Raw genomic sequence first — 21,983 nt, forward strand, 5'->3', positions numbered from 1 at the left:
TGGTTACCACGCGGCGTGATGTGCTTCGGGCCGGGGCTGGCGGCGGCGGAGTGGGACTGCTCAATCAGGTGGGTGGCGGCAGCGCTCAGGCGGTCGAGAGCGCTCAGGCGGCTGTCAACCCTGTGGTGGCCGGGGACACGTCGGACGTGGAGATCGATGGGGTGTACGTCTACAACGTGAAGTGGTGGCACGCGATCGAGCTCAACGCGGTGCACACGGCGACGGTGTCCGGCTGTCACCTGCTGGGCTGGGTGGAGGACCCCACGGTGGGGCTGTGGCACGGCGAGGCGATCCAGCTCGATGTGGCCTCCAGCGGCACCACCTGGAAAGGCGCGGCCGACAACACGCCGTGTGCGAACATCCGGCTGGTCGACGACGAGTGCGACACGTCGGGCAGCAAGCCGGGCTGGGGTCGCTTCGCCGGGTCGCACACGAGCGTCGCCGGTGCCGTCCACACCGATGTCGCCGTCGAGTTCAACACCGTCGGCAACACGAAGTTCGACGCGATCGGGCCGCAGGACACGCAGCGGCTCTCCGTGCGCGCGAACACCATCACGAACTGCCGGGGCGGTGTCTACCTGAAGGCCGCCCTGAACAGCCTGAACCGGGTGGACATCGTCGACAACGTCATCGGTACGACCGACGCGAGCCGGCCGCTGGTGGCGGTGAACGACGGTACCGGTCAGCACCCGATCACCGACGTCGCGGTGTTCGCCAACACCGTCTCCGGTCCGGGCGGCTACTGGTACGCCAACGCTTCAGCCCGGACCGGCCACACCCTGCAGGGTCAGACGCAGGGCGGCGTGTAGCGGTCGACGCGCAGACCGCGGAACTCCAGCTCGTTCGCGGTCTTGCCGACGAAGACCAGACCGCGGGCCTCGCTGATGGCGGATTCGAAGGAGTGGGCGGGCGCGCCGAGCTCCGGCACGGCGGCCCAGGCCTGCGGGCGGAGGCTGAAGAACCGGGACACCGTACGCCCATGAGTGGACGGGATCCGGGTGGCCCACTGGGCGCCACCGCTCCAGTGGGATGCCGGGCGCAGCTGCACCCACAGGTCGTCGGTGGCGCTGTAGGTGAGCCGGAAGCCGGCTGACCGCGACAGATCAGCCTGGGCCTCGAACTGGTTGGCCAGCCAGACGACCGCCACGTGCCACTCGGCGTTCACAAAGCTGATCTTGGCGGTGTAGCGGGAGTTTCCGCCGGCGGCCGCGGGCAGGCTGCCGGTGGGCGGCGCGGGCCGGTTGCGGCCTGCGGGGACGAGGAGGCTGCCGGTGGCCGGGACCGTGGTGCCCTCGCCGCTGGCCAGCCACTGCTGCAGCCGGTCGATCGACGGCGTCGCGCACTCGTGAGGATGGCCGTGAGAAGCGGGATGGCCATGAGCAACCGCCGCGCCGGGTGAGGCCGCCAGCATGGCGAGCGAGAGTGCCACCGCGAGCGTCGGCTTCCGCATGGACCGTACCCCCAAGATTTTGATCAGTAAGTGTTGTTAAGAGTTACCGGATCAACGCGGGGCAGTCAAGTGCATCGATATTCGGTCGTGAGGGATGGGAGGTGCCACCCGGATGGGCGGTATCGGCGCCTTCGGCCGACGGCGACCGGCGGAGACGGCCAACCTGTGCTGGTGCTGTACAAACTGCCGGGCCGGCTGTCCCGTCCCCGCGTCGTTCACCGCCGTAGCGTCTCCATCATCCGGACGCCTGCCCGCGCCGGCCGGGCTCGGCGGGTGCAGATCTGGTCCCAGGTCAGCCAGTCGATCGCCGCCGTGATTGCCCTGATCCTGGCGATCCCCGGTGTGCTGTTCGCCATGAAGACCTACCGCGACCAGCAGAAACTGAACCGCGACCAGCTGGTGATCAACCGGATGGTGGTGGACCGTTACGAACGCCGGTACGCCTCCCGGGTGTCCTTCTGGGACTCCGGGCCCTACCTCGACAAGCCGGATGCCTACTTCCACGTGACGCTGGTGACGATCCGGAACATGGCACCGTCGCCGATCACCGATGTCGTGATGGCCGGCGCCCCGAGCATCCGCGGCGATCTCCCCGCGCCGGTGGACGGCCGAGCCGCCTACCAGCCGCTGGTCCACCTGAAGACCATCGCACCGTGCCAGGAGGTGGAGGTCTGGGTGGAGAAAGGGGACCTGTACCACGCCTGGACGGACCTGCTGGGACGTCCCGTCGCCATGTCCGACGTACCCACCTGGACGAGCGCCCGGATGTACTTCATCGTCGCGGGCACCGACTGGGAGGCGACCGACCGTTCGCTGACGCCGGTCTCCGCGCGGGTCGGCGATGTCGCCGAGGCCCGGATGGGCCGGGAGATCGCGTTCAGGTCGACTCCGATCGAGGACTGCGGCGAGGGCGGCTGAGGAACGGCGTCAGTGGCGTCGCCATTGGAGCATCGCCGCGGTGGCGTCGTCGCGCAGCTCGCCCTGCTCGTAGGAGACGATGGTGTGGATCAGGCGGCGCATCGTCTCGGGGGCCGGGGTGCCCCGGCCCAGCGAGTCCAGCATGAAATCGCTGAGCTGCTCCACACCGAACAGCTCGCCCGACGCGTCCCGCGCTTCGGTGATCCCGTCGGTGTAGAGGACCAGCGCGTCGCCGGGCTCCAGCTGCTGTTCGACCACCTCCGGCGGCCGGGGGAGCATGTGCCCGAGGCCGAGCGGCAGCGTGTTGGGTGTCGGCAGCTGGGGCAGGGTCTGCCCGTCGCGCAGGAACAGCTCGGCGGGATGACCGGCGCTGATCCGCCGGTAGGAGCCGGAGGCCATGTCCAGCTCGCCCATCAGCGCCGTGACGAACGCGCCCGGGTACTGCGCGCGGATCCACTTGTCGATCGACCGGCACGTGTCGGCCAGGGAGAGCCCGGACCGGCGGGCGTTGCGGTACGTGTTCAGCGTCAGCGTGGTCAGGGCGCTGGCGCTGATCCCGTGGCCCACCGTGTCGAAGAGCGCCACGTGCAGGGTGTCACCGTTGGCCGCGTAGTCGAAGGCGTCACCGCCGACCTCGTAGCAGGGCTCCAGCACCGCCGTGACCATGGTCCCGTCGACAGCGAACGTGAGCGGCGGCAGCTGGTTCCAGATGATCTCGGCGGCCAGCTGCATGGGCATCCGCCGGCGGGTGTGCTCGACGGCGTCGCCGTAGAAGCGCCGGCTGGCGATCAACTCGGCGACCAGGGCGGCGATGATCTCCAGGTCGTGCCGGGTCGCCTCGGCCGGATACGCCGTGAACCGGAACTCCAGGACGCCGAGCCGTTCGGCCCCGTGCAGCAGCGGCAACCAGAGGAAACCGTCCTCCCACTGCTGCTCGGCCGTCGTGAAGGCCCGGCCGGCGGGCGTGTCCTCCACGGTCCGCACGGTCACGGTGCCCAGGGGGGTGCCGCGCAGCGGGTGCAGCGCCTCCTGCCCGTAGTCGACGAGCAGCACGACAGCGGCGTCCGCGCCGAGCAGCGGCGCGGCCTCCGCCAGCACCACCGGCAGGTCCTCAGCCCGGCCGCGGTGCCGCAGATCCATGAGCCGCCGAACGGCCTCCATTGACGCGAGCATCAGCCCCATCTTCCAGCCTGGTGGGCGGAGGCGCATCAGCGCCCCGCCCTCACTTGGGGAGATGGTGCCCCTGGCACGGCCGGCGTAATCGGCGACTCACTCCCGGATGTCCGCGTCCACCCCGGCGACCGTCGTCATCCCATGATCATGCCTGGCCGCCCGCCGGGCTGCCGTAGCGACCGGATCACCTCCTGCCGGGTCGTGTCGCCGGCGCCGCACCAGCACACGTTGCAGGCGAGCAGACCGTTCAGCCGCTCAGGGTCGGCGGCCATCGCGGGGTCCTGCTCCAGCGCCGCCGCCGCGAGCATCACGTAGCCAGGGACACAGAAACCACACCGTGCGGCGCCAGGTGCCGGGATGGCTGCGCGCAGAGGGTGGTCAGGAGCCAACCCCTCTACGGTACGGACCTGAGCACTTTGACATTGGACAGCCAGCATGAGGCAGGACCGGACCGCGTCACCGTCGACGATCACGGTGCACGCGCCGCAGGTGCCATCCGTGCAACCGAGGTGGACACTGTGCAGCCCGCAGTCGTCCCGGAGGGCGTCCGCCAGCGGCCGGTGCGGCTCCACCTCGAGATCCCGCGGCGTCCCGTTGATCGTCAGCGTCACCCGCACGTGGCCACTCACATCCTCTCCCGGACCTGCGACAGCGCCCGGCGGGTCTGGAGCCGGACGGCCCGTTGCCGGGCTTTCAGGTCCGCCTCGGCGCAACCGGGGAACGGGGCGTCCATCATCGCGGCGGCATCGGCGGCGGCGAGGATCGCGGCGTCGCAGAACGTGCTGCCGACCAGGATGTTCTCCGCGGCGCGGGCCCGCACCGGACACGGCCCGGCGTTGACCAGGCCGATCCTTGCCGCGGTGATCAGCCCGCCGGTCACGGTGATCGCCGCCATCGCTGCCGCCTGCGGGTAGATCGAGGTGCGCCGGTCCTCGGCATATCCGGTGTAGGTGCCCGCCGGCAGCGTCGGCAGTCGCGCTTCGATCAACAGCTCGTCGGGGCGGCGCGCGGTCGTGTAGGGCCCGGTGAAGAAGGATTCCGCGGAGACCGTACGGCTGCCCTGCGACCCGGCCAGAACGAGCCGTGCACCCAGGGTCACCGCCATCGCGGGCCACTCGGCCGCCGGATGGGCGTACGCGAAACTGCCCAGCATCGTCCCCCGCGCCCGGATCGGCGGATGGCCGATGTGCCGGACCACGACGCGCAGCAGATCACCCAGCGCGCCTCCCACCGCTTCCGACTCGAAGGTCCGGTGCCGGACCAGGGCTCCCACCCGGAGCGATCCGTCCTCCTCGACCAGGGTGTCGAGTCCCGCCACCCGGTTGATGTCGACCACCCGGCGGTGCGCCGCGTCCTGTTTGGTCACGTCGAGAACCAGGCTCTGCCCTCCGGCGAGCACCGAGGCCTCGCCGTCGGCCAGTTCGGCCAGCACTTCGTCGACACTGCTCGCGGCGAGGTACTCGAAGGCCGCAGTCTTCATGGGCAACGCCCTCCAGGGAATCAGCACTGTCCATCTCTTCTCGGACGCAGCGTTCACAATCCTGGCCAAGTTATGCCTGCTTCGTAAGATCTCACCCCATCGGATTACTCGGCGAAGGCCGGTGGCGGGTGTGTGCGGGCGCATCGTGTGCGCCGGCTCCGGTGCGGGCCTACCGGCTCGGCGGGCCGGCTTCTAGGTTGGAGGGCGCCATGCAGAAGTCGCGATCCAGCCTCGGAACCCTGCTGCACCACGTCCACGTCAGCGGGCCCCTCTCCCGCGCCGAACTCGCCGCGCGGATGGGGGTCAACCGCAGCACGATCCTGGCGCTGACCTCGGATCTGGCCGGTGCGGGCCTGGTCCGGGAGGAGCGGCCGGTCGGCACGCTCGGTGCGGGCCGGCCGTCGCTGGTGGTCCGGCCGGAGTCCGAGCGGATCTGCGTGCTGGCGTTCGACATCGCGGTCGACCGGCTCACCGCCGCCCGGGTCGGGCTCGGCGGGCCGGTGCTGGACCGCCGGGAGGCGGCTCGGCCCCGCGCGGGAGTCGATCTGGAGACCGTGATCGGCAAGCTCGCCGTCCTCGGCCGGGAGCTTGTCGACACGGCACCACCCGGTACGACCTGGGTGGGTATCGGGGCGTCCTACTGCGGAATGATCCGGCCGGGCGACGGCATGGTGCGGTACGGGCCCGAGCTGGGCTGGGTGGATCAGGCGTTCGGCGCCGAACTGGAGCGGGCCCTCGGCATGGGTCTGCCGGTCGCCGTCGGTAACGAGGCACATCTGGGTGCGATGGCCGAGTACGCCCGCGGAGCCGGTGCCGGCTTCCCCAACCTGATCTACCTGCACGGCGACGTCGGTGTGGGCGGCGGCATCCTGGTCGGCGGTGAGCTGCTCGGCGGTGAGGGCGGCTACGGCTGCGAGGTCGGGCACATGCTCGTCAACCCGTTCGGCGGGCGGCCCTGCCTGTGCGGGTCGCGGGGTTGCCTGGAGGCCGAGACCGGTGAATACGCGCTGCTCGCCGAGGCCGGCCGGACGGGCCTGGTCGGGCGCGACGCCGGAGGGGCCGGCCTGATCGGGCGCGACGCCGTGCGGGCGGTGGCCGAGGACGCCGCCGGGGGAGATCCGGCTGCGGTTCGAGCGGTCGCCACGATCGGTGACTGGCTCGGCATCGGTGTCGCCAACCTGATCAACCTGTTCAACCCGGGCGTGGTGATCTTCGGCGGGATGCTGCGGGACCTCTACGGTGCGGCAGCGCCGCAGATTGCCGCCCGGATCGCCCAGCACGCGATGCCGGTCTCGCGGGAGCGGGTCGAGTTGCGGCTCTCCGGTCTCGCCGACGACACCACCCTCATCGGCGCCGCTGAGCTGGGCTTCGCCGCGCTTCTCGCCGACCCCCTGGCTTTTCCTTGCTCGCGTACGTAATACTCGTCCACGGGTAACCGTCGACGAGCACGCGGGGGAGGGTGCATGGCGAAGCGGCGCAAGGTCGGCAACCTGCTCGGGCTGCACCTCATGGCGACGCTGTCCATGCAGGACATGCACCCGTACGAGATGGCCGCCCAGCTGCGGGCCTTCGGCAAGGACCAGGACATCAAGATCCAGTGGGGTTCGCTCTACACGGTCGTGCAGAACCTGGAGAAGCACGGTTTCATCGAAGCGGCGGAGACGGTCCGGGAAGGCCGCCGGCCCGAGCGCACGGTGTACCGGCTGACCGACGCCGGCCGGCACGAGATGACCGACTGGGTGCGTGAGCTGGTCGGCGAGCCCGACCGGGAGTACCCGAAACTGCGCGCCGCTCTCTCCGTCGTCGGCGTGCTCGCGCCGGACGAGGTGATCGAGCTGCTGGACCAGCGCCTCGGCATCCTCACCGTGGAGAACGAGGCGGCCCGCGCCGGCCTGCGCGCCGCCGGTCACGAGGTGCCGCGGCTGTTCCTGATCGAGGCGGAGTACGCGCTGGCGATCCGTGAGGCCGAGGCCACCTGGGTCGGCGGGCTGCTCGGCGAACTGCGCTCGGGATCGATGGCCGGGCTCAGCGCCTGGCGGCGATCCCACGAGACCGGCGAATTCGCCGGCCTCGCCGACTTCCTGAAGGAGGAACCACAGCCTTAGGGACAGCACAGCCCTGGACCAGGGAAAAGAGCCCCGGCCGGTGCGGGAACACCGGCCGGGGCCGAAAACCTCAACCACCGACCGCGGGAACGGTCCGGTATCCGAGGCGTGTAGCAGCAACAAGGATATCCGGACACGGCCCGTGGAGATCTGGAGAGATCACCATGAGTGCTGCCGTGACGGCAGACGACCTGCACAAGTCCTATCCCGGCGGGGTCCGGGCCCTCGACGGGCTCGCCCTCGACGTACTGCCCGGTGAGGTGTTCGGCCTGCTCGGGCCGAACGGCGCCGGCAAGTCCACCACGGTGAAGATCCTCACCACACTGGCCCGGCCGGACTCGGGCCGCGCGACAGTGGCGGGCCACGATGTGCTGCGGCACCCCGACCGGGTGCGGCGCGAGATCGGCGTGGTGGCGCAGCGCTCCGCGCTGGACCCGATGGCGAGCGGCCGCGAGAACCTCACGCTTCAGGGAAGGCTTTTCGGCGTACGGTCGACAGCGCTCCGCCACCGGGTGAGCGAACTGCTGGAGCGCTTCGACCTGACCGGCGCCGCCGATCGGGTGGTACGCGGCTGGTCCGGCGGCATGCAGCGCCGGCTCGACGTGGCGCTCGCTCTCGTACACCGGCCGGGTGTGCTCTTCCTCGACGAGCCGACCACCGGGCTCGACCCGGAGGGCCGCGCCGCGATGTGGACCGAGATCGGCCGCCTGGCCGAGGACGAGTCGATGGCCATCCTGCTCACCACCCATTATCTGGACGAGGCGGACCGGCTGGCGTCGCGGCTCGCGATCGTGGACGGCGGGCGGGTCGTGGCGGAGGGGACTCCCGAGAAGTTGAAGGGAGAATTGCGCGGGGACGCCGTACACCTCGAATTGAGGTCGCCACCTGATCAGCCGCAGGCGCGGCAGGCGATCGAGCGAGTGCCGGGCCTGCGTGATGTGGCCCTGGAAGGGCTGCGGTTGAGTGCGCGTGCCGACGACGGTGCGGCGGCTGTCCCGGCGGCGCTGGCCGCGCTCGAATCGGCGGGCATCGGCGTGGCGACCGTGACCGTCGCCCGGCCCTCACTCGACGATGTTTATCTGCGGCACGCGGGAAGGCGGTTCGCGGCATGACAACGCTTGTCTCGCACACCTGGTGGATGACGAACCGGCGGCTGAAGGTGCTCGCCAAGCAACCCGCGTTCATCGTGATCATGCTGGTGCAGCCGGCGATCTGGCTGTTCCTGTTCGGCAACCTGTTCCGCCGGGTGGTGGAGCTGCCGGGGTTCGGTGCCGGCGACTACCTCGACTTCATCGTGCCCGGCGTCGTGGTGATGACGGCGGTGTCGTCGAACATGTGGGCCGGCATGGGCATCCTCGAGGAGATCGAACGCGGCACCATGAACCGGCTGCTCACCACGCCGGTGTCCCGCTCCGCGATCATGAACGCCATGGTCGTCGAGCAGGCGATCAGCACTGCCGTCCAGGTGGTGGCGATCATCCTGCTCGGGCTGATCGCGGGCGCACGCTATCCGGGTGGGGCTGTTGGGCTGGTCGTGATGCTGGTGGCGGCTCTGCTGCTGGGGACGATCTTCAGCGCGTTCTCGAACACGGTCGGGATGCTGGTCCGCCAGCGGGAGACGATCATCGGGATCAACACACTGCTGTTGCTGCCGCTGACGTTCCTGTCGTCGGCGTTCATGGCGGAGTCGCTGATGCCGTCCTGGATGCGGGCGATCGCCGACGCCAATCCGGTTAACTGGGCACTGGACGCCATCCGCTCGGCGATGTCCGCCGAGCCGGACTGGGCGCTGGTCGCCGGCCGGTGCGGGTGGCTGCTGGCGGCGGCGGTCGTGATGGTGATGCTGTCGACCCGGACGTTCCGGGCATACCAGAAGTCGGTGTGATGTGGGGTCCGGGCGGCCGCGCTGCTGCCCGGACCTCCCGTTCCGCGCGGGTCTGCCCGCACCGGCTGGCGTCCAGTGCTGTTTCGGGGCGGCGGGGAGCTAGGAGTCTTCGCGGAATTCGGTGGGGGAGGGGGTGGAGGTTTCGCGGGCGCGTAGCTCGACCCGGCGGATCTTGCCGGAGATGGTCTTGGGGAGGTCGGTGAACTCGATGCGGCGGATGCGCTTGTAGGGCGCCAGGTTCTCCCGGCAGTGCCGCAGAATCGACCGGGCCGTCTCCGCGGTCGGCGGCCAGCCCTCGGCCAGGACCACGTACGCCTTGGGCACCGCCAGCCGCAGCGGGTCCGGCGCGGGCACCACCGCGGCCTCGGCCACCGCCTCGTGTTCGATCAGGACGCTCTCCAGTTCGAACGGCGAGATCCGGTAGTCGGAGGCCTTGAACACGTCGTCGGTGCGCCCGACGTAGGTGATGTAGCCGTCGGCGTCGCGGGAGCCGATGTCGCCGGTGTGGTAGTAGCCGTCGGCGGTGGCTGAGGCGTTGCGGCCGGGATCGCCGTGGTAGCCGACCATCAGGCCGAGGGGCCGTTCGGTCAGGTCCAGGCAGATCTCGCCCTCGTCGGCGGGTTCGCCGGTCGCCGGGTCGACGAGCACCACCGTGTAGCCGGGGGTCGGACGGCCCATCGAGCCCGGCTTCACGGGCTGGCCGGGGGTGTTGGCGATCTGCACGGTGGTCTCGGTCTGCCCGAACCCGTCGCGCACGGTTACGCCCCACGCCCGCTGAACCTGCTCGATCACCTCGGGGTTGAGCGGCTCACCGGCGCCGACGACGATCTCCGGCGGGGTACGCAGGCGGGTGAGATCGGTCTGGACGAGCATCCTCCACACCGTCGGCGGCGCGCAGAAGCTGGTGACGCCGCAGCGCTGCATCTGTGCGAGCAGGGCCTCCGCGTCGAAACGTGTGTAGTTGTAGATGAAGACGCAGGCCAGGGCGTTCCACGGGGCAAAGACGTTGCTCCACGCGTGTTTGGCCCAGCCGGGAGACGAGATGTTGAGGTGTATGTCGCCGGGGCGCAGGCCGATCCAGTACATGGTCGAGAGGTGGCCCACCGGATAGGAGGCGTGGGTGTGCTCGACCAGTTTCGGCAGGGCGGTGGTGCCGGACGTGAAGTAGAGCAGCATCGGATCGGCCGCCCGGGTGTCACCGTCGGGGGTGAGGGACGGGTCGTTGGCGTAGGCGTCCGCGTACGGAAGCCAGCCTTTGATCGGCTCTCCCACCGCGACCCTGGTGTATTCGCCCTCCACGGCGGCGAACTTGGCGGTGTCGGCCGAACCGGCGATGACGTGGCCCGCCTGACCGCGGTCGAGGCGATCGCGCAGGTCAGCGGGGCCGAGCAGGGGCGTCGCGGGGATGACGACGGCGCCGAGCTTCATCGCGGCGAGCAGGCACTCCCAGAGCTCGACCTGGTTGCCGAGCATCAGGATGATCCGGTGGCCGCGCCGCACGCCCCGGGCACGAAGCCAGTTCGCCACCCGGTTGGAACGCTCTGACATCTCGGCGAACGTGTAGCGCTGCTCGGAGCCGTCCTCCTCGACGATCCACAGCGCAGGCCGCGTGCCCGCCTCGCCGGCCGCCTCCGCGTCGAACCAGTCGACGGCCCAGTTGAAGCTGTCGAGATCCGGCCAGCGGAAGTCGCGATACGCGGTGTCGTAGTCGTCGCGGTGTGCCAGGAGGAACTCGCGGGCCTGCCGGAACGCGCTCATGTCTGGAAACTACTCGCCCCGGAAGATCGGCGCCCGCCGCTCGAGGCTCGCCGCGATACCCTCGGCGCTGTCCTTCGTCGCCCACAGCACCTTCTGCTCGGCCAGCTCGTGCTCCAGGGCTTCGCGGACCCGGGCCGCCAGATCGGCGCGCAGCGTCGCGCGAATCGAGCGGACCGCCAGCGGCGCCGCCGCCGCGATCTCCAGGGCCAGGTCGCGGGTGGTCCGGCGGAGTTCGCCCGGTGCGGCCAGCCGGTCGGCAAGACCCAGCTGTACGGCCTCCGCGCCACCCACTCGACGCCCGGTGAGCAGCATCCCGGCCGCCGCCTGCCGCCCGATGAGTTCGGGCAGCGTCACGCTGAGACCGAACCCCTGGTGGAAGCCGAGTCGCGCGAAGTTCGCCACGAACCGGCTGGACGCCTCGGCGACGCGGAAATCCGCGGCGCAGGCCAGGCCGAGACCTCCGCCGACGGCAGTGCCCTGGACAGCTGCGATCAAGGGGGTACGGACGTCGAAGAGCCGGGCCGCGTTGCGGTAGAGGCGTTCCGCGGCGTCGACGTGGTCCTCGGCGAACTCGCCGCTGCCGAAATCCGCGCCGGCGCAGAAGTGCCTGCCCTCCGAAGCGAGGACGATCACCCGGCACGCGGGGTCGTCGTCGAGCGCGAGGGCGGTGTCCACGATTCGGCCGATGAGCGCCTCGTCGAAGTGGTTGGCCGGTGGCCGCCGCATTTCGAGCAGGGCGACGTGGTCCTCGACGGTGACGGAGAGGTCAGTGCTCACGAACTCCGATTCTCCGCCGGCACTTGCCGCTCGCTGTCATCGGCCCGCTTCGTCTCGGGTATCAGCAGGAGAATCGACAGCACAAGGACGCCACCCAGCGCCACCAGCGTGCCGATCTTGTCGAAGAGCGGGAACACGTCGAGGTGCAGGGCGTGCCAGAGGAAGTGCTCGGCGTTGAAGATCAGCCACGCGCCGCCGGTCATCCGCAGCAGCGCCTGCGTCGGCCTCCGGAGCACCCACACGCTCAGCACGAGCAGCGCCAGGTAGAGCCCGCCGACGTCGCGGATCAGGTGCTCGTTGTACGGGCCGAGCGCGGACACCCAGTGGCGGCCGGGTGCGGGGAAGCCGGTGTAGAAGGAGACGGGGAAGGCCGCCGCCCAGACGCCGACGACAGCGGCCGAGATGGCGAGTACCGCGAGCATGGCCCGCTTGGTTCCGATGGTCATGATCAGTCGACGAGCCGGCCCCACGGTTTGTGACACCGAGTCCGTCACAGCTGGGCGATCGCGGCCCGGAGGAACTCGTCGCGCCGCCGGGTGGCGTGAGGGCTGTAGCACTCGGTCGGCGTGTTGAGCGCGGCTACCGCGTCCCAGTAGGCGATGTTGCTAGCCCGGGCGCCGGCGGCGCGCTCCCAGCCCGCCAGTACGTGCACCGGGGCGTAGTCGTCGTACCGAATCGCGACCTGTTTGCGGAGTTCACCGAGGTCCACGCCGGGATCGCCCACGCCGGCGGTCTTCCAGTCGATCAGGGCGTGAACGTCTGCGCCGGCAAGCAGCGTGTTGCCGGGCCACACGTCGCCGTGCAGGAAGACGGCCGGCCCGCCGGGCGCCCGGACTGCCCGAACCCGTTCGTCGGCAAGCCGGAGCAGCGCGGTCGTGGGCATCCGGCCGGCCCGGCGGTCCCCGGCGAAGTCGTCGACCGCGATCGGGCGGGGCCGCAACGGGAGCCGCGGTTGCGGGTCGAGGGCGATCGCGTGGACCCGGGCGATCGCGGCGCCCGCCGTTCGGAGCAGCTGGAGTGACGGCGTGGCCGGCCACGTGCTCGTCCCGGGCACCACGGTCTCCAGGCTCGCCGCCGGCGCGGCCGCGAGGAGACGGGGAGCGGGCAGGCCGTGCCGCTCGGCGACGGCGAGTGCCGCCACGTTGGTCGCGATCTGATCGGCCGTGATCCGGCTGCTCGGTGAGCGCAGAACCGCCGAGGATGCCGACCCGTCGGATGCAATTAGGTCGATCCACCACGGGCTTTCGCCGCCGTGCAGAGAACGAACGGCACTGACTCTCATCCGGCTGCCCAGCTGTGACTCCAGCCAGGCGAACACTTCATCTTTCCCGCACCGGACGACTTTGAACCGGCGCGGGGAGACTGTCAAGAGCTCCGCGCAAATGCGTTGCCGCTCGGGGCGGTGATCCCTACCGTAGTTAGTACACAGTTAGTACACGCGGTTGTAGCTCAGCGGGTAGAGCGCCACCTCGCCATGGTGGAGGCCGCCGGTTCGATCCCGGCCGGCCGCTCGTTTTCCATTCCTCACCCACCCCGTTTCCATTCCTTACTCACCCCACAGTGGCCGCCCGCGATGGCGGCCACGACCAGCGCCCATGCCGTTCTCGGCTGCGCTGGGGCCCGGCCGGCGAGGCAGTCTCACCCTCGTCGGCCCGGCGATGCGGGCTGGTGCAATCCGGCAGCACACCCGGCTCTGAACCGGGAGGTTGGAGGTTCGAATCCTCCGCCCGCAGCGTCGACCTTGAATCTTGGACAAATGGGCCGGTCATAGGCGGTTCAGATGTCCAAGATTGCTTCGATGGCGCGGTGGACGAAAGGTAGAGTCGCCCGGTTTTCACCCGGGACATGTGCGGGTTCGAGTCCCGTCCGCGCTGCTCGATCCGATGTGGCGCCGACGGCTGTTGACCGTTCAGGTCCCGGAGCGATGGGGGTGCGGAGCTGTGGGACTCAGTCAACCACGTGGCCGTCGCGCAGGGTGAGGTGTGAGCCGGTGAAGCGCGACCTGATCCGGCGGTCGTGGGTGACGACGACCAGGGCGCCCGGGTAACTCGTCAGGGCCTGCTCCAGCTCCTCGACGAGGGCGGGCGACAGGTGGTTCGTGGGCTCGTCCAGCAGCAGCAGATCGACGGGCTCGCTGACCAGCCGGGCGAGTTCGATGCGGCGCCGCTGACCGTAGGACATCTCGCCCACGCGCAGGCCCAGGTCGGCGGGCCGGAACAGGCCGAGGGCGAGCAGTGTCCCGGCGTGCTCCTCGGGATCGCCGTCACGTCCCTGCGCGAACGCCTCCAGGGCGGTCCGGCCGGGCGGCCACGGCGATTCCTGCTGCCGCAACTGGCCCACCCGCCCGGTGACCAGCACCGATCCGCTGTCCGGTCGCAGCTCGCCGGACAGCACCCGCATCAGCGTCGTCTTGCCCGCGCCGTTGGGACCGGTCACCAGCAGCCGTTCGCCCGCTTCGATTCGCAGGGACGGGACGTGCAGCCGTTGCGCGACCCGTACGCCGGTGATCTCCGCAGCCACGGCGGGCGGGGTCTCGGTGCCGGTCGTGGTGAGGTGCGCGGACAGGACGAGCGGGACCGGTGGCGGTGCGACGGGGTGGGCGGTCAGCCGTTCGACCCGTTCCTTGGCGTTGCGGATCCGGACCATGGCGCCGTGGCCACGTCCGCGGGCACGGAACCCGCCGTGCCCGAAAACGCTCAGCGGCACCTTGCGCGGGATCGCGTCCAGCCGCGCCACGTTGGTCTCCGCGAGAAGCCGGTTGCGCGCGAGTTCGGCCTGCCACTGCTGGTACTCCTCGATCCGCCCGCGGCGCTCCGCGGCCTTGGCGGTGAGGTAGCCGTCGTAGCCGTTGCCGTAGCGGGACACCTTGCCGGCGTCGATCTCCAGGATCGTGGTGGTGAGCCGCTCCAGGAACACGCGGTCGTGGGTGACCGCGACCACCGTGCCGGTGTGGCCGATCAAATGCGCCTCCAGCCACGCGACCGCCTGATCGTCCAGGTCGTTCGTGGGCTCGTCCAGGAGCAGCAGTTCCGGCTGTGACGCCAGCGTGGCCGCCAGTGCCAGCCGGGACCGCTCACCGCCGGACATCGTGCCGAGCCGCCGGCCGGGGTCGAGGTGCGGCAGCCCGAGCCCGTGGAGGGCGATGCCGACCCGCAGGTCGGCCTCGTACCCGCCGCGGGCCTCGTACTGTTCGGTCAACGCCGCGTAGGCCGCCCGGGCCGCGCCGGAGCTCAAGTCTGTTTCCGCCTGCCGGATCCGCGCCTCCAGCCGGCGCAGGCCGGCCAGGGCCAGGTCGATCGCGGCGGCCACGGTGGCGTCCGGTGGCAGCTGCAACGTCTGCGGCAGGTGACCGGCGCCGGCGGGTGCGGTGACCGTCACCTCGCCGTCGTCGGCCCGCTCCTGCCCGGCGATGAGCCGCAGCAGCGTGGACTTGCCCGAGCCGTTGTCGCCGACCACACCGACCTTCTCGCCCGGCTTCACGGTGAACGACACCTGGTCGAGCACGACCCGGTCGCTGTAGCGCTTGGTGACGTGGTCGAAGGTGAGCTGGGAGATGTCCATGCACCCAGCGTCCGGCGTGGCCCGGGTCCGGATCAACGACAGCCTGCGCAACGAACCATTAGCCACAGGTGATCGCCGGGCGGACTTCAGTGCGCCAGGTCGGCACCGAATCGGGCCCGGACCGCGGGGATCACCTCGGTGGCGAACAGGTCCAGCTGGGTGCGTGGTGAGGCCGCGGGCCAGAAGATGTACGTGTCGAAGCCCAGCCGCTCGGACCAGCCGGCCAGGGTGTCGGCCCACAGTTCGGCGTCACCGGCCAGCCCGGGCCCCTCGCTGTCGGCGCCGATCGTCCCGATGACGTTGTAGATGCGGCGGATCGACGCCGGGTCGCGTCCCGCCTTCAGGGCCGCCTCGTCGATGATCCGCCGCTTGGCCGGCACCTCGTCGGGGCGGACGTAGATGTTGAGCGGGGAGACCCACCCGTCGGCGACCCGCCCGGTGACGGCCAGCATGCGCGGACCCTGCGCGCCGAGCCAGACCGGAACCGGCTCGTCCGGCGCCGGCCCGGCCTGGTAGCCCTCGATCCGGTGCTGCCGCCCGTCGAACTGGACGACGTCGCCGGCCAGGGCCGGCCCCAGGATCCGCAGCGCCTCCTCGGTGTAGGTGACCACGTCGGCGTTGCCGCGGCGGACCCCGCCCATCGCCGCGACCCCGCCGGCGAACGCGCCGCCGCCGACACCGAGCGCCAGCCGCCCGCCGTGCAGGCGGCTGAACGTGGTGGCCGCCTTCGCCAGCATCGCCGGTGGCCGCAGCTGGAGATCGGCGACGTCCGGCAGCATCGTGATCCGGCTCGTCTGCCCCGCCAGGTAGGTCAGCCACGTCCACGAGTCGAGGTGTTGTGGCTGGTAGGGGTGGTCCTGCACGGCGAGGTAGTCCAGGCCCGCCTCGTCGGCGGCCTGTGCCAGCCGGACGTTGTCGCTGTGGCGGGCGGCCCCGGGATCGATGCTGATCCCGAACCGGAGCGGGTGAGGTGTGCCGATCATGACGATAAAGATCGGGGTTGCCGGCGATTTGGACAAGAGGCTGATTTACACGTGGGCCGTTTCGGCGAGCCACGGTGCCGTCGCGGCCGACGTTTCCGCGGCGGTCAGCATGGTGTCGCTGGCCCAGGCCACGTAGCCGTCGGGGCGGATCAGGACCATCGAGGCGCCGGGCAGAGCGGGGCAGTGGACCGAGTGGACCGCCTGAGAGCCGCCCGGGTCGAAGGGCTCGCGGGTGGCCAGGAGGAACCGGCCGTCGCGCAGGTGCTCGAAGAGCCGTGTGCCGGAGCAGTCGGCGTCGGGCATCCGGCGGCCGGTCAGGGCGTGGTCGTGGCGGGTACGGGCCGGATAGGCGATGCCGATGCCGCTGATCCGCTCGGCCATCACCAGGCGGGTGCGGTGGAACCTCAGGACCGTACGGATGACCTGTGCTTGAAGTGAGTTGCGCAGCGTGGACCGGCCGAGCACGAGCCGGTTGAAGGTGTCCGTCAGCCTCAGCACCTGCTCGCCCACCGGGTGCCGTTCACCCTGGTAGCTGTCGAGCAGCCACGGGGCGGCGGTGCCGTGGACGGCGGCGGCGAGCTTCCAGCCGAGGTTCATCGCGTCCTGGATGCCGGTGTTCATGCCCTGCCCGCCGAGCGGGGAGTGCACGTGCGCGGCGTCGCCGGCCAGGAACACCCGGCCCACCCGGTAGCGGGCGGCCTGGCGGCGCTCGCTGAGGAAGCGGGTGCTCCAGCGCGGTTCGCCCATGCCGAGGTCGCTTCCGGCGATCCGGCGGAAGGCGTCGCGCATCTCGGCGTACGTCACCGGCTCCTTCAGCGGGACCTGGTCACGGCCGCGGTCCCAGGCGATGACACGGAACCAGCCGTCACCGAACGGTACGGAGATGACCGCCCCCTCGGTGCTGGTCCGGGCGAACATCGCCTCCTCGGGCGGTTCGGCCAGGCGCACGTCGGCGAGCAGGATGTGCGTCTCGTACTGCTTGCCCTCGAAGTCGACGCCGATCAGGCCGCGGACGGCACTGTGCGCGCCGTCGCAGCCGACCACGTACCGGGCCCGCTCGGTCGAGGGGTGTGTGCCGCCGAGTTCGAGGGTGACACCGTCGTCGTCCTGGCGCAGGCCGGTCACCTCGGCGCCGCGGACGATCTGCACGCCCAGGCGCTCGGCGCGGGCCCGCAGGACCCGCTCGGTGCCGCTCTGCGGTGCTATGAAGATCATCGGGAAGCGGGTGTCCAGGATGCCCAGGTCGAGGGTGGCTCCGGGAACGGGGGCGACGCTGGGGACGCGTACGCCGTGCAGCAGCACCTCGTCGGCGAGCCCGCGCGAGTCGAGCAGCTCCATGGTGCGGGCGTGCACGGCGAAGGCCCGGGTGATGTTGGGTTCCTCGGCACGCCGTTCCAGGACGCGGCACCGGACACCGGCGAGCGCCAGTTCACAGGCGAGGGCCAGGCCGGTCGGCCCGGCACCGACGACGATCACATCTGCGGAGTTCATCAGGTTCTCCTCTGTCGATTCGATGCCCGCAGCCTGCGCCTTCACCCGGAGCGCTCGAATCAGCGAATTCACCGGTTACGATGCGGGGCATGCTGCACGGCCGGCAGCGGGAGTGCGCCCTCGTCGACGAGATGCTGGCTTCGGCCGGCCGTCGGCGCAGCGGTGTGCTGGTGGTGCGCGGCGAGGCCGGCATCGGCAAGTCCGCCCTGCTCGGCTACGCCGCGGAGCACGCCGGTGACATGCGCGTCCTGCGGGGCACCGGCATCGAGTCCGAGTCGGAGTTCGGTTTCGCGGCGGTGCACCAGCTCCTGCGCCCGGTCGGCGACCTGTTCGACGCTGTTCCCGCCCGGCTCGGCGCGGCCCTGCGGGGTGCCTTCGGCACCGGCCCGGCCGGCGGCGAGGACCGGTTCCTCATCTCGCTCGCCGTGCTCAGCGTGCTCGCCGAGGCGGCGGAGGAACGGCCGCTGCTCTGCCTCGTCGACGACGCGCACTGGCTGGACGGCGCCTCGGCCGGAGCGCTCACGTTCGCCGCCCGGCGGCTCGACGCGGAGGGCGTCGTCCTGCTCTTCGCCGCCCGTGACCACTTCGCCGCACCCGGCCTGCCGGAACTCCGCCTGACCGGGCTGGACGCGGAGGCGGCCGGCGCCCTGCTCGCCGAGCGTTCCGGCGTCGGCCTGCCCGCCGGAGTCCGCGACAGCCTGGTGGCCAGCACCGCGGGCAACCCGCTCGGGCTGCTGGAACTGCCCGAATCCCTCTCGGTGGACCAGCTGGCCGGGCGGGAGCCGCTGCCCGAGCGGCTTCCGGTGAGCGCCGAGGTCGAGCAGGTGTTCCTCGACCGGGTACGCCGCCAGGGCCAGCCGGCACAGACGCTGCTGCTGCTCGCCGCGGCCGAGGACAGCGGTGAGCTCGGTGTGCTCCTGCGGGCCGCGGAGGCCCTGGGCGTGCCCGCCGCCGCCCTCGACGCCGCCGAGAAGGCCGGTCTGGTCCGGGTCGACGGCCGGACGCTGGAGTTCTGCCATCCGCTGGTTCGCACTGCCGTCTACCGCGGAGCGACGTTCTGGCAGCGCCGCGACGCCCGGCACGCGCTCGCGGCGGCCTGCGAAGGCGACGCGGACCGGCGGGCGTGGCACCTGGCCGCGGCGGCGCTCGGACCCGACGAGGCGATCGCCGCGGAGCTGCACCGGTCGGCCGGCCGGGCCCGGCAGCGGGGTGGGCATGCCGCGGCGGCCAGCGCCTACGAACGGTCGGCCACGCTGACGGCCGATCCCGGGCGGCGCGGCGAACGGCTCCTGGACGCGGCCGAGGCCGCCTGGCAGGGCGGCCTGACCGGACGGGCGACGGCCCTGCTTGATCAGGCCCGGCCGCTCACCGGCACGCCGCTGCTGCGGGGACGGGCCGACCACCTCCGTGGCTCGATCGAGGGTACGTGCGGCGAGGTGACTTCCGCGTACGCGATCCTGGTCGGTGGGGCCGAACCGATCGCCCAGATCGACCCGGTCCGGGCCGCGCGGATGCTCACCGAGGCCGGTCAGGCCGCCTGGCTCGCGGGCGACCTGCCCGGCCTGCACCGGGTGGCGCGCCTGCTGTCGACGCTGCCGGTCCCGGACGACGCCGTCCCGCTCAGCGCCCATCTCGTGCTCGGCTTCGACAACCTGCTCAGCGGCGACACCGCCGCCGCCGTCATACACCTGCGCGACGCCGCCGGCCGCGCCGCACACAGCTCCGACCCCCGAGCGCTGATGCTGAGTGCTGCCGGAGCCGTGTTCCTCGGAGACGACGCGGTCGCGATCGGACTGTTCACCGCCGCGGTCGCCCGTACCCGATCCGCCGGTGCCGCCGCGGTCCTGCCCGCGTTGCTCGCGCCGCTGTCGTCGCTGGAGGCCTGGACCGGCCGGTACAGCGCGGCCACGGCGAACGCGACCGAGGGGCTGCGCGTCGCCGTCGAGACCGGCCAGGACAACCCCGCGGCCCATCTGCGCAGCGTCCTGGCCTGGATCGCAGCGGCTCAGGGACAGGAAGAACAGTGCCGGGGGTACGCTGCCGCGGCACACGCCCACGCACTGGGTCACCGCATCGGACCGGCGGCCGGCATCGCCTCGTGGGCCCTGGCCCTGCTGGACCTGGGCGCGGGCCGCCCGGAAAGTGCCGCCGACCGCCTCGAAGCCCTCGCCGCCGCCGGGCCCGGCGAATCCCACCCGGTCGTGCGGGTGTTCTCCGCCGCTGACCTCGTCGAAGCCGCGGTGCGCAGCGACCGGCCGGCCGTGGCGGCCCGCGCGCTGTCGGGCCTCGAATCGTGGGCCGCGACGACCGGATCGGCCTGGGGGCGCGCTCTCGTGGCCCGATGCCATGGTCTGGTGATCGACCCGTCGCATTTCGAGGAGGCGCTGGAACTGCACCGGCACGGCGGGCGGCCGTTCGACGCGGCGCGCACCGCCCTGCTGTACGGCGAGAACCTCCGCAGGCGCCGGCGGCGCAACGACGCCCGGGTGCATCTGCGGGCGGCCTGCGAGACATTCGACCGGCTCGGGCTGCCGGGCTGGTCGGAGCTCGCCCGTGACGAGCTGCGAGCCACCGGCGAGACCGCGCGCAAACGGGAACCCGGGACGTTGCAGCAGCTCACACCGCAGGAGGTGCTGATCGTCCGGATCGTGGGGGAGGGTGCCACCAACCGGGAGGTGGCCGCGCAGTTGTTCCTCAGCCCGCGCACCGTCGACTATCACCTGCGCAAAGTGTTCACCAAGCTGGACGTGTCGTCGCGCGCTGATCTGATCCGCCTGGTCGCCCAGTCGGACCGGTGACTTCACTGATGCGAGCGCGGGTCGTGGCCGCTGTGTCCTGCCGTCTCCTCGCTGCTTGGTCCTGCGTTCTCCTCGCGGCGTGCCTCCAGCCGCCGGCCGTCACCGACCTCGGGCGGCCGGTGTCGGAGGCGGACACGGCGAGCAATCCGATCTCACGGGACGCGGGGATCAGCGCCGCCTGGTCGGTGCGGGAGAGCCTCTGGTTGTTCGGGGACACGTCGCAGCGCAACGGGCCCGCTTTCCTTCCCGGAACGACGGCGGCAATCGGGCCGTACACCCGGGGTGTTGTGCCGAACGCCCTGCGTGAGGTGCCGACGCCGCCCGCGCCGCACTCGGCGGGACCCAGCGCGCCGTCGCCCTTTTTGCCGCAGCCGCGGGGCCTGCGAGCGAGCGCGGAGCTCGGCTGCGACGGGACCAGCCCCTATCCGGCGTCCTGGCCCGCGGGTCTGGCACGCATTCCAGGAACAGAGCAACTGCTTCTCGTGTACGCCGAAACCTGCGTCTTCTCATCAACGGACATGCGAACCCAGCGGCTCACCCTGTCCGTTTACGATCCGTCAGCGAACCTGTTCCGCAGCACCTCCACGCCGTTCGGCGCGCTGCCCCTGGAGGCCGGTCTGCCGGTTGCCGAGCAGCTCGGCTCCCCGGTCTTCGGCGACGACGGCTACCTGTACCTTTTCGGCCACGACGTAACGACCAGCAAGATCATTGTGGCTCGGGTGGCGGCGGACCCGGTGTCGTGGGGGGATCCGGCGAGCTATCGCTGGTGGTCCGGTACCTGGAACGCTGATCCGGCGGCGGCGGTCTCTATCGTCTCGGTGCCGTTTGCCGGGTCTGTGCACGTCGCCGACTACACCGGGCTGGGTGCGCACCGGCTCGCCATGATCGTGCAGACCGAGTTCGCCAGCGGACGGTTCCAGGTCTTCGAGGCGACTTCACCGACCGGACCGTGGCACCGCGGCCCGGCGGGAAGAGTCCCGGACGAGTGCGGCACCACCGGGTACGGCTGTTACGCCCTCAACGGCCATGCCGAACTGAGCACCCCGAACCGTTACCTGTTCTCCTGGTACAGCCCGGCCGACCTGTCCGGCCTCGGCCACCTGCGCCTCGCCTCAGTCACCTGGTGAATCGGCCCGCGGCCATCCACGAGCTCAGCTCAGCGGCGCGCCAGCCTTCGTGCCCCGGAGGCACCACCCGTGAGGTACGGCAGCTTGTAGTGCGCGAAGATCCCCGGCTCGTCAGCGGCCGCGAGCTCCCCGTCGGTGTCGATGGTCGGAGCCTCGCTGATCAGCTTCTTGTCGTAGCGCACCCGCACCGCACTCGGCGTCACCGTCGCACCGTCCACGGGCACGAAAACCAGCCGATGCCGCCCCACGAACCCGACCCGCACGGTGACGAACGACGGCTCGTCAGTAGCGGTATCGACGTAAACAGCCTCCAGGTCCCCGATCTTGTCCCCCTCAGGATCGATGACCTTCTCACCCCGCCAGTCGCGCAAATTCTCAGCCGGAAACATGCTCCCCACAGTGCCCACCCCACCCCCTCCGAAACCGCCACCCGCCGACCTCCCCGCCGACCTCCCCGCCGACCTCCCCGCCGACCGC

20 protein-coding genes and 3 tRNA genes are annotated in these 21,983 nt (G+C 71.2%); 11 read left to right on the plus strand and 12 right to left on the minus strand.

From position 1 onward, the window contains the following. The first annotated feature begins 50 nt into the window (after nucleotides 1-50). Nucleotides 51-809 (plus strand): hypothetical protein, encoded by a 759-nt coding sequence (locus ACFQV6_RS25430; RefSeq protein ID WP_378030092.1) that lies wholly within the window; start codon nucleotides 51-53, stop codon nucleotides 807-809. On the opposite strand, the gene ACFQV6_RS25435 is transcribed toward ACFQV6_RS25430, so the two are convergent. Further along, nucleotides 788-1,450 (minus strand): hypothetical protein, encoded by a 663-nt coding sequence (locus ACFQV6_RS25435; protein WP_378030093.1) that lies wholly within the window; start codon nucleotides 1,448-1,450, stop codon nucleotides 788-790. The genes ACFQV6_RS25430 and ACFQV6_RS25435 overlap by 22 nt on opposite strands. 171 nt (nucleotides 1,451-1,621) lie before the next feature. Here ACFQV6_RS25435 and ACFQV6_RS25440 point away from each other — a divergent pair, with 171 nt between their 5' ends. Continuing rightward, nucleotides 1,622-2,368, plus strand: coding sequence for a hypothetical protein (locus tag ACFQV6_RS25440; RefSeq protein WP_378030094.1), 747 nt, complete (start codon nucleotides 1,622-1,624; stop codon nucleotides 2,366-2,368). Nucleotides 2,369-2,377: 9 nt separating this feature from the next. Here the strand turns inward: ACFQV6_RS25440 and ACFQV6_RS25445 are convergent, their stop codons facing one another. From ACFQV6_RS25445 to ACFQV6_RS25455, 3 genes are all read right to left on the minus strand, one after another. Then, nucleotides 2,378-3,529, minus strand: coding sequence for a PP2C family protein-serine/threonine phosphatase (locus ACFQV6_RS25445; RefSeq protein ID WP_378030095.1), 1,152 nt, complete (start codon nucleotides 3,527-3,529; stop codon nucleotides 2,378-2,380). A gap of 146 nt (nucleotides 3,530-3,675) precedes the next feature. Further along, nucleotides 3,676-4,170 (minus strand): (2Fe-2S)-binding protein, encoded by a 495-nt coding sequence (locus tag ACFQV6_RS25450; RefSeq protein WP_378030096.1) that lies wholly within the window; start codon nucleotides 4,168-4,170, stop codon nucleotides 3,676-3,678. After that, the gene (locus tag ACFQV6_RS25455) at nucleotides 4,167-5,021 is read right to left on the minus strand and encodes an FAD binding domain-containing protein (protein WP_378030097.1); all 855 of its coding nucleotides are present in this window, start codon (nucleotides 5,019-5,021) and stop codon (nucleotides 4,167-4,169) included. The genes ACFQV6_RS25450 and ACFQV6_RS25455 overlap by 4 nt, the downstream gene beginning before the upstream one ends. Before the next feature lie 209 nt (nucleotides 5,022-5,230). Here ACFQV6_RS25455 and ACFQV6_RS25460 point away from each other — a divergent pair, with 209 nt between their 5' ends. From ACFQV6_RS25460 to ACFQV6_RS25475, 4 genes are all read left to right on the plus strand, one after another. Then, on the plus strand, nucleotides 5,231-6,439 hold the full coding sequence (locus ACFQV6_RS25460; protein ID WP_378030098.1) for an ROK family protein: 1,209 nt from the start codon (nucleotides 5,231-5,233) through the stop codon (nucleotides 6,437-6,439). Between the two features lie 45 nt (nucleotides 6,440-6,484). Further along, a complete protein-coding gene (locus ACFQV6_RS25465) occupies nucleotides 6,485-7,126 on the plus strand; it encodes a PadR family transcriptional regulator (RefSeq protein WP_378030099.1) in 642 nt (213 codons plus the stop codon). Between the two features lie 164 nt (nucleotides 7,127-7,290). Further along, nucleotides 7,291-8,238, plus strand: coding sequence for an ABC transporter ATP-binding protein (locus ACFQV6_RS25470; RefSeq protein ID WP_378030100.1), 948 nt, complete (start codon nucleotides 7,291-7,293; stop codon nucleotides 8,236-8,238). Continuing rightward, nucleotides 8,235-9,011 carry an ABC transporter permease gene (locus tag ACFQV6_RS25475; protein WP_378030101.1) on the plus strand — a complete coding sequence of 259 codons (777 nt, stop codon included), beginning with the start codon at nucleotides 8,235-8,237 and terminating at the stop codon, nucleotides 9,009-9,011. The genes ACFQV6_RS25470 and ACFQV6_RS25475 overlap by 4 nt, the downstream gene beginning before the upstream one ends. A 99-nt stretch (nucleotides 9,012-9,110) precedes the next feature. Here the strand turns inward: ACFQV6_RS25475 and ACFQV6_RS25480 are convergent, their stop codons facing one another. Genes ACFQV6_RS25480 through ACFQV6_RS25495 form a run of 4 tightly spaced genes read right to left on the minus strand, consistent with a single transcriptional unit; the run spans nucleotide 9,111 to nucleotide 12,828 of the window. Beyond that, complete coding sequence (locus ACFQV6_RS25480; RefSeq protein WP_378030102.1) at nucleotides 9,111-10,769, minus strand: AMP-binding protein; 1,659 nt, start codon at nucleotides 10,767-10,769, stop codon at nucleotides 9,111-9,113. 9 nt (nucleotides 10,770-10,778) lie between these two features. Next, complete coding sequence (locus ACFQV6_RS25485; RefSeq protein WP_378030103.1) at nucleotides 10,779-11,546, minus strand: enoyl-CoA hydratase/isomerase family protein; 768 nt, start codon at nucleotides 11,544-11,546, stop codon at nucleotides 10,779-10,781. After that, the gene (locus tag ACFQV6_RS25490; protein ID WP_378030104.1) at nucleotides 11,543-11,992 is read right to left on the minus strand and encodes a hypothetical protein; all 450 of its coding nucleotides are present in this window, start codon (nucleotides 11,990-11,992) and stop codon (nucleotides 11,543-11,545) included. The genes ACFQV6_RS25485 and ACFQV6_RS25490 overlap by 4 nt, the downstream gene beginning before the upstream one ends. A gap of 44 nt (nucleotides 11,993-12,036) precedes the next feature. Further along, nucleotides 12,037-12,828, minus strand: coding sequence for a phosphotransferase family protein (locus ACFQV6_RS25495; protein ID WP_378030105.1), 792 nt, complete (start codon nucleotides 12,826-12,828; stop codon nucleotides 12,037-12,039). Between the two features lie 156 nt (nucleotides 12,829-12,984). Between ACFQV6_RS25495 and ACFQV6_RS25500 the strand changes: the two genes are divergently transcribed. The 3 genes from ACFQV6_RS25500 to ACFQV6_RS25510 all read left to right on the plus strand — a co-directional run bounded on the left by ACFQV6_RS25500 (nucleotide 12,985) and on the right by ACFQV6_RS25510 (nucleotide 13,420). After that, nucleotides 12,985-13,057, plus strand: a tRNA-Gly gene (locus tag ACFQV6_RS25500). A gap of 148 nt (nucleotides 13,058-13,205) precedes the next feature. Beyond that, nucleotides 13,206-13,279, plus strand: a tRNA-Gln gene (locus ACFQV6_RS25505). A 67-nt stretch (nucleotides 13,280-13,346) separates the two neighbouring features. Further along, a tRNA-Glu gene (locus ACFQV6_RS25510) sits at nucleotides 13,347-13,420 on the plus strand. 73 nt (nucleotides 13,421-13,493) lie between these two features. Here the strand turns inward: ACFQV6_RS25510 and ACFQV6_RS25515 are convergent. The 3 genes from ACFQV6_RS25515 to ACFQV6_RS25525 all read right to left on the minus strand — a co-directional run bounded on the left by ACFQV6_RS25515 (nucleotide 13,494) and on the right by ACFQV6_RS25525 (nucleotide 17,581). Then, a complete protein-coding gene (locus tag ACFQV6_RS25515; RefSeq protein ID WP_378030106.1) occupies nucleotides 13,494-15,107 on the minus strand; it encodes a TlrC/CarA/OleB/SrmB family ABC-F type ribosomal protection protein in 1,614 nt (537 codons plus the stop codon). A gap of 86 nt (nucleotides 15,108-15,193) precedes the next feature. Beyond that, nucleotides 15,194-16,090: an LLM class flavin-dependent oxidoreductase gene (locus ACFQV6_RS25520; RefSeq protein WP_378030107.1), complete on the minus strand. Its 897-nt coding sequence runs from the start codon at nucleotides 16,088-16,090 to the stop codon at nucleotides 15,194-15,196. Nucleotides 16,091-16,135: 45 nt separating this feature from the next. Beyond that, on the minus strand, nucleotides 16,136-17,581 hold the full coding sequence (locus ACFQV6_RS25525) for an FAD-dependent oxidoreductase (RefSeq protein WP_378030108.1): 1,446 nt from the start codon (nucleotides 17,579-17,581) through the stop codon (nucleotides 16,136-16,138). Between the two features lie 89 nt (nucleotides 17,582-17,670). On the opposite strand from ACFQV6_RS25525, the gene ACFQV6_RS25530 reads away from it, so the two are divergent. Both ACFQV6_RS25530 and ACFQV6_RS25535 read left to right on the plus strand, forming a co-directional pair. Further along, nucleotides 17,671-20,379, plus strand: coding sequence for an ATP-binding protein (locus ACFQV6_RS25530; protein ID WP_378030109.1), 2,709 nt, complete (start codon nucleotides 17,671-17,673; stop codon nucleotides 20,377-20,379). Nucleotides 20,380-20,387: 8 nt separating this feature from the next. Next, nucleotides 20,388-21,506, plus strand: coding sequence for a hypothetical protein (locus ACFQV6_RS25535; protein ID WP_378030110.1), 1,119 nt, complete (start codon nucleotides 20,388-20,390; stop codon nucleotides 21,504-21,506). A 29-nt stretch (nucleotides 21,507-21,535) separates the two neighbouring features. Here ACFQV6_RS25535 and ACFQV6_RS25540 read toward each other — a convergent pair whose 3' ends face one another. After that, complete coding sequence (locus ACFQV6_RS25540) at nucleotides 21,536-21,895, minus strand: PRC-barrel domain-containing protein (RefSeq protein ID WP_378030111.1); 360 nt, start codon at nucleotides 21,893-21,895, stop codon at nucleotides 21,536-21,538. Nucleotides 21,896-21,983: the final 88 nt, after the last annotated feature.

Source organism: Actinoplanes sp. GCM10030250, from assembly GCF_042666575.1.
GTDB lineage: Bacteria > Actinomycetota > Actinomycetes > Mycobacteriales > Micromonosporaceae > Actinoplanes.